At 72.2% G+C, this 6210-nt stretch carries 7 protein-coding genes and 1 pseudogene; 5 read left to right on the forward strand and 3 right to left on the reverse strand.

Annotation, left to right across the window (positions count from 1 at the left end; translation table 11 throughout):
- Positions 1 to 239: pseudogene (locus tag J7E86_RS22255) on the reverse strand (hypothetical protein); the annotation flags it as partial.
- Positions 240 to 387: 148 nt separating this feature from the next.
- Complete coding sequence (locus tag J7E86_RS22260; protein WP_215083506.1) at positions 388 to 1374, reverse strand: alpha/beta fold hydrolase; 987 nt, start codon at positions 1372 to 1374, stop codon at positions 388 to 390.
- Positions 1375 to 1519: 145 nt separating this feature from the next.
- On the opposite strand from J7E86_RS22260, the gene J7E86_RS22265 reads away from it, so the two are divergent.
- From J7E86_RS22265 to J7E86_RS22280, 4 genes are all read left to right on the forward strand, one after another.
- A complete protein-coding gene (locus J7E86_RS22265; RefSeq protein WP_215083507.1) occupies positions 1520 to 1738 on the forward strand; it encodes a hypothetical protein in 219 nt (72 codons plus the stop codon).
- 178 nt (positions 1739 to 1916) lie between these two features.
- Positions 1917 to 2555: a TetR/AcrR family transcriptional regulator gene (locus tag J7E86_RS22270; protein ID WP_215083508.1), complete on the forward strand. Its 639-nt coding sequence runs from the start codon at positions 1917 to 1919 to the stop codon at positions 2553 to 2555.
- 145 nt (positions 2556 to 2700) lie between these two features.
- Positions 2701 to 2928, forward strand: a complete 228-nt coding sequence (locus J7E86_RS22275; protein WP_215083509.1) for a DUF3107 domain-containing protein — start codon at positions 2701 to 2703, stop codon at positions 2926 to 2928.
- 202 nt (positions 2929 to 3130) lie between these two features.
- Complete coding sequence (locus tag J7E86_RS22280) at positions 3131 to 3409, forward strand: hypothetical protein (RefSeq protein ID WP_215083510.1); 279 nt, start codon at positions 3131 to 3133, stop codon at positions 3407 to 3409.
- Between the two features lie 57 nt (positions 3410 to 3466).
- Here the strand turns inward: J7E86_RS22280 and J7E86_RS22285 are convergent, their stop codons facing one another.
- A complete protein-coding gene (locus tag J7E86_RS22285; RefSeq protein WP_215083511.1) occupies positions 3467 to 4213 on the reverse strand; it encodes a ferritin-like fold-containing protein in 747 nt (248 codons plus the stop codon).
- A gap of 515 nt (positions 4214 to 4728) precedes the next feature.
- Here J7E86_RS22285 and J7E86_RS22290 point away from each other — a divergent pair.
- Positions 4729 to 6210, forward strand: a 1482-nt coding sequence (locus J7E86_RS22290; protein ID WP_251019514.1) for a DEAD/DEAH box helicase, incomplete at its 3' end; no start/stop codon positions are given.

Here is a 6210-nt window from a genome sequence, read left to right on the forward strand (position 1 = left end):
GCTCCGCGCCCATGGCCGTCCCGGCCCGAAGGCGCGCCACCGACGCCGGAGGCCCCCGGCTCGCCCCCGCCCGGCCCGTACCCCCCGCCGTAGAAGTGTTCGAAGCCGCTCTCCGGGCCCGTCGCGCGGTCGCGCTGTACGCCGATGACACCCCAGCCGATGCCCTGCGCTCCCGGCTCCTGCTGCTCGGGGTGGCCCTCCGTCGCGGACGGCCGGGTGGAGTCGGCCGGTCCGTTCATCGCGCCCGGCTCCTGTCGCACCGGCGCGGCCGGCTCCGCGGCGGCCCGCCTCCGGCCCGTGCCGGCGTTCGCGCCGTCCGGGCGGCCGTCGCCCCCGGCGGACGCCGCGGCGGGCCGGCGGGAGGCATGGGGGGCGCGTGCGCTGTGTTTACCCACGAGGCGTGGCGCTCCGTTCTGCAGTGGCGGCGGTGTCCGCGAGCAGGTCGCGGAAGGCACGAGCCACCGCGTCCGGGTCCTCCATCATGGCGACATGTCCTGATTCCAGAAGCGTCAGCAACCGCGAGTCGCGGAAAGTCTTGCCCGCGCGCGCCGCCATGCGGAAGGAGACGAGCTGGTCCCGCTTTCCGTAGACGAGCAGCGTAGGGGCAAGCACCTTCTCCGCCTGACGCCACAGAGAGTGCTGGCCACCGAGGGTGTAGGCGTCCACGATGCCGCGCGCGGAGCGGGCCGTGACGTCCCAGAAGTAGGGCAGCTCCAGCCGCCGCTCGTACTCCGCGACCGCCGTCGCGAACCCTTCGGGTGTCACTCGTCCGGGGTCCCCGTAACAGAGCGCCAGCACCTCGCGTGTACGCCGCTCGGGTGTCCAGTCCTTCGTCACACGGGCGAAGAGGGACACCAGACCCGGCACCGCGAGCAGCCCCGTGGGCACCGCCGTGCGCTGCGGGCGCAGCTCCGGCAGGGCGGGGGAGATGAGCGTCAGCGTACGGACGAGATCGGGGCGGACGGCCGCGACGCGCGTGGCGACGGCGCCGCCCATGGAGTTGCCGAAGAGGTGCACCGGGCCGCGCCCGCTCGCGTCGAGATGACGGATGACCACGCGCGCGAAGCCGGTGATGGAGTAGTCGCCGTCGTCCGGCGGCGGTGAGTCGCCGAAGCCGGGCAGGTCGAGCGCCTCGCCGTCGACGTCGTCCGCGAGCAGTTCCATGAGGGCGGACCAGTTCTGCGAGGAACCGCCCAGGCCGTGCACGTAGAGAGCGGGGGGCGGCCCCGGCCGCCCGGGCCGGCGGGAGCGTACGGCCAGCGTGGCTCCCGGCAGGGTCACCGTTCGGACGTCCTCGCCCTCGCTGACCCACGAGGGCCGCCCGGGCGGCACCACGGGAACGGCGCGGGTTTCGGGCGACTCGGTCGAAGACATGCGGGCAATGTTACGAGACGATCACGCCGGGCCTTGTGTGGCGGCGGTCACAGATCGCCTGGCGTCAGGGGAGCTCAGCTCCTAGGCTTCGTACCAAGGAGTACGCGGGCGGCCCGGCCCGCCCTCCGCCGGGAAGGGGTTCCGCATGACTGTCGACCCGTCCGATCCGGAGACGTTCGAGGAAGATCCGGACGCCGTGGAGATCGACGTGGAGGCGCCGGAGGCCGACGCGGCCGAACAGCACGCCGACCTGACGCCGCGGCGCGACGACCCGCTGGCCGGCATCGAGCCGGACGCGGCGAACCTGGCGGACGTCGCCGAGCAGGCCCGGGTCGTGGACCTGGACGAGGACGATTACCGCTGACACACCGCGCCCCCTGGGGGATCCGGGGTGACCTGCGCTGAATTGTCAGGATTTTGTTGACTTCCCACAGCGTCCGGTACATGAAATTCTCCGCTCCGACCACGCACGGCCCGGTTACCCAAAAGTACGATGGCGGGCGCGGTGCACACCGTGCAGGGAACGATTCATGGGAGGCGGCGTGACAGCCATCGAGCAGACCGAGGCGCGGCCGCGAGGCACGCGTCTGCCGCGCCGGGCCCGACGCAATCAGCTGCTGGGGGCGGCTCAGGAAGTCTTTGTCGCCCAGGGGTACCACGCGGCGGCGATGGACGACATCGCCGAGCGCGCCGGCGTCAGCAAGCCGGTGCTCTATCAGCACTTCCCCGGCAAGCTGGACCTCTACCTGGCCCTGCTGGACCAGCACTGCGAGGCCCTGCTGCACGCGGTCCGTACCGCGCTCGCCTCGACCTCCGACAACAAGCTGCGCGTGGCGGCCACCATGGACGCCTATTTCGCGTACGTGGAGGACGAGGGCGGCGCCTTCCGCCTGGTCTTCGAGTCCGACCTCACCAATGAGCCGGCCGTGCGCGAGCGGGTCGACAAGGTGTCGCTGGAGTGCGCGCAGGAGATCAGCGCCGTCATCGCCGAGGACACCGGCCTGTCCAAGGACGAGGCGATGCTGCTGGCCGTCGGCCTCGGCGGCGTCTCCCAGGTCGTCGCCCGCTACTGGCTCTCCAGCGAGAGCGCGGTCCCGCGCGAGACCGCCGTCCAGCTGCTGACCTCGCTGGCCTGGCGCGGCATCGCGGGCTTCCCGAAGAACGCGCCGGAAGGGCACTGAGCGCCTGTTCGCTGCCAGCGTGCGGGCACCGGCTCGGCCGGCGGCCGTACCGGGCTAATGTGTGGAAGGTACGGCGCGGCTGACCGCGCACCCCTCCCCTGGGCTTCGCCATGGGGGACCGCAAACCTTCGGAGGGACAAAAGCCGTGGAGGTCAAGATCGGCGTGCAGCACGCGCCCCGCGAGATCGTTCTCGAGAGCGGGCAGTCTGCCGAAGAGGTCGAGCGTGCGGTGGCCGACGCGCTCGGCGGCAAGGCACAGCTGCTGAGCCTGGTGGACGACCACGGCCGCAAGGTCCTGGTTCCGGCCGACCGCCTGGCGTACGTGGAGATCGGCGAGCCGACCGCCCGCAAGGTCGGTTTCAGCGCTCTCTGAGCCACGGACGGACGCGTTCGAACGGCGGGGCCCCGGTGAGGAATTCACCGGGGCCCCGCCGTTGTCGTACGAAGGGAACCGCCCGCACGAGGGCACCCGTCGGGGCGATCGGTCCGAGGGTTGCCGGGTGCCCCCGAGGGGTAGTACGGCTTCGACCGATTTGCTCCTCGCTCCTCGGCATCAGCACGGGAGGGAAGTGACCATGCTCCTCTGGGAAGCGCTCGGCTCGGTTCTCATCGGCCTCGCCGTCTCGTACGGAGCTCTGCGCTGGCTGCCCGCGCGGTACGGGCAGTTCCGTCCCCGCAGTCTGGCCCTGGCCACAGGGCCGGCCGCGGCGCTCTTCGGCGCGCTCCTCGCCCATTCGGTGCTGGGGCCGGGACACACGGCGGCCACCCTGGCCGTCTCGCTCGGGGTGGCCGTCGCCCTGCTGTCCCTGCTGCTGCGCCAGGGGGACCGGGCCCGCCGATCAGCCACGGCCTGAAGAGGGCCGGACCGGCCGCGGGGGCCCGCCGTGTTCCCGGCGCCGCGCGGCACCTTCTCAGGCCGCGAGGCCCAGGGCCGCCATCCGCTTGGTGTGCGCCTCGGTGATGCGGGAGAACATCTTCCCCACCTCCGCGAGGTCGAAGCCGTCGGCCACGCCGCCCACCAGCATCGTCGACAGGGCATCGCGGTCGGCGACCACGCGCTGCGCCTGCGAGAGCGCCTCGCCCATCAGCCGACGCGCCCACAGCGCGAGCCGGCCGCCGACGCGCGGCTCCGCCTCGATCGCCGCGCGGACCTTCTCGACCGCGAAGCTCGCGTGACCGGTGTCGTCCAGGACGGCGAGCACCAGCGCGCGGGTGTCGGAGTCGAGGCGGGCCGCCACCTCACGGTAGAAGTCACTGGCGATCGAGTCGCCGACATACGCCTTGACCAGGCCCTCCAGCCAGTCCGAGGGCGCCGTCTGGCGGTGGAACTCGTCCAGGGCGGCCGCGAAGGGCTGCATCGCGCCGGTCGGCTCCACGTCGATGGCCGCCAGGCGGTCGCGCAGCCGCTGGAAGTGCTGGAACTCGGCGGCGGCCATCTTCGCCAGCTCGGCCTTGTCGTCCAGGGAGGGCGCCAGCTTGGCGTCCTCGGCGAGCCGCTCGAAGGCGGCGAGCTCGCCGTAGGCGAGAGCGCCCAGCAGGTCGACGACCGCCGCTCGGTACTGCGGGTCGGCGGCGGCCCGGTCCCAGTCCTGGGCGGCGATTCCGGTGAGGGCCTCGGCGGGCTCGGTGGCGTGGTCAGCGTTGTCGGGCGTCTGCATGAAGCGCACAATAGCCCGCCTCACATCTCAGGGAAGGGCCTGGTCAGCCAGTTCCTCCCCATCTGTCCGAAGGATTGTCCGGACACGCATGCGTGTTTCCGGGGTACAGTGGTATTGCGCCTGCCGAGTATTCGGCGGGCTGTCCCATGCTGTGAGTTCCGGAGGCGTCACTCGCCAGGCCCCCGGGCCCCCAGCGGATGCCCGGTCGGTGGCCCGATCGGCTTCCAAAACCGACCGCCCTCCGCGCGGCGTGTACGAGACGTACACGCCAGGAGGGATCCGCTCGCGGCACGTGTGCGAGAGCGAAGGCAGTGGTCCCGCGTCAGCCGGCTTCCCCAGGCCGGACCAGTACCCCGGCGCGGTACGTACGACCCCCTTCGCCGCCTCACGCCGCGTCTCACAGAAGAGGCAAGATCCTGTCCACTTCCACCACCTTCCGAGATCTCGGCATCCTTCCCGAGATCGCCGAAGCCCTTGAGGCCGTCGGCATCGTCCACCCCTTCCCGATCCAGGAGATGACGCTCCCGGTGGCCCTCTCGGGCTCCGACGTCATCGGCCAGGCCAAGACCGGCACCGGCAAGACGCTGGGCTTCGGCCTCCCCCTGCTGGAGCGTGTGATCGTCCCCGCGGACGTCGAGTCGGGCCGGGCCAAGCCCGAGCAGCTGACCGACGCCCCGCAGGCGCTCGTGGTCGTCCCCACCCGTGAGCTGTGCCAGCAGGTCACCAACGACCTGCTGACCGCCGGCAAGGTCCGCAATGTGCGGGTCCAGGCGATCTACGGCGGCCGGGCCTACGAGCCGCAGGTCGAGGCGCTGAAGAAGGGCGTCGACGTCATCGTCGGCACCCCCGGCCGCCTGCTCGACCTGGCCGGCCAGAAGAAGCTCAACCTGGCGCACGTCAAGGCCCTCGTCCTGGACGAGGCCGACGAGATGCTCGACCTGGGCTTCCTGCCGGACGTCGAGCGCATCATGATGATGCTGCCCGCCAAGCGCCAGACGATGCTGTTCTCGGCCACCATGCCGGGCGCCGTCATCAACCTCGCGCGGCGCTACATGACGCAGCCCACGCACATCCGCGCCGCCGCGCCGGACGACGAGGGCCAGACCGTCGCCAACATCAAGCAGCACATCTTCCGCGCGCACAACATGGACAAGCCGGAGTTGGTCTCCCGCATCCTCCAGGCCGAGGGCCGCGCGCTCGCGATGATCTTCTGCCGCACGAAGCGGACGGCCGCCGACATCGCCGACCAGCTGGCCCGCCGCGGCTTCGCCTCCGGCGCGGTCCACGGCGACCTCGGCCAGGGCGCCCGTGAGCAGGCGCTGCGCGCGTTCCGCAACGGCAAGGTCGACGTGCTGGTCTGCACCGACGTCGCCGCCCGCGGCATCGACGTCGACAACGTCACCCATGTCATCAACTACCAGACCCCCGAGGACGAGAAGACCTACCTGCACCGCATCGGCCGCACCGGCCGCGCGGGCAAGTCGGGTACGGCCATCACGCTCGTCGACTGGGACGACATCCCGCGCTGGAAGCTGATCAACAAGGCGCTGGACCTGCCGTTCGACGAGCCGGAGGAGACGTACTCCACCTCCGCGCACCTGTACGAGCTGCTGAACATCCCCGCCGGCACCAAGGGCATCCTGCCGCGCACCGAGCGCACCCGCGCCGGGCTCGCCGCGGAGGAGATCGAGGACCTGGGCGAGACGGGCGGCCGTGGCCGCGGCCGTGGCCCGAAGGCCGCGCCGGTCGAGGAGGAGCGCCCCGAGCGCACCCGCACCCCGCGTCAGCGTCGCCGCACCCGTGGTGGCGGCGCCCAGGCCGAGGCGCCGGTCGCTCCGGCCGAGCCGACCGCGACCGTGTCCCGGCCGGTGGCCGAGGGCGCTCCGGAGACGCCGGCCAAGCCGCGCCGTCGCCGCCGTACGCGTAACAGCTCCGCACCCGCCGCCGTGCAGGCCGTGCAGGCCGAGGCCCCGGCGAAGGCCGCCGCCCCCGCCAAG

This window comes from Streptomyces sp. ISL-11, assembly GCF_018614525.1.
Classification (GTDB): Bacteria; Actinomycetota; Actinomycetes; order Streptomycetales; family Streptomycetaceae; genus Streptomyces.

Excerpts from the sequence above, each read along its gene's own strand:
- J7E86_RS22285 (WP_215083511.1), bottom strand. The coding sequence starts at position 4,213 with ATGCAGACGCCCGACAACGCTGACCACGCCACCGAGCCCGCCGAGGCC.
- J7E86_RS22260 (WP_215083506.1), bottom strand. The coding sequence starts at position 1,374 with ATGTCTTCGACCGAGTCGCCCGAAACCCGCGCCGTTCCCGTGGTGCCG.
- J7E86_RS22280 (WP_215083510.1), top strand. The coding sequence starts at position 3,131 with ATGCTCCTCTGGGAAGCGCTCGGCTCGGTTCTCATCGGCCTCGCCGTC.
- J7E86_RS22265 (WP_215083507.1), top strand. The coding sequence starts at position 1,520 with ATGACTGTCGACCCGTCCGATCCGGAGACGTTCGAGGAAGATCCGGAC.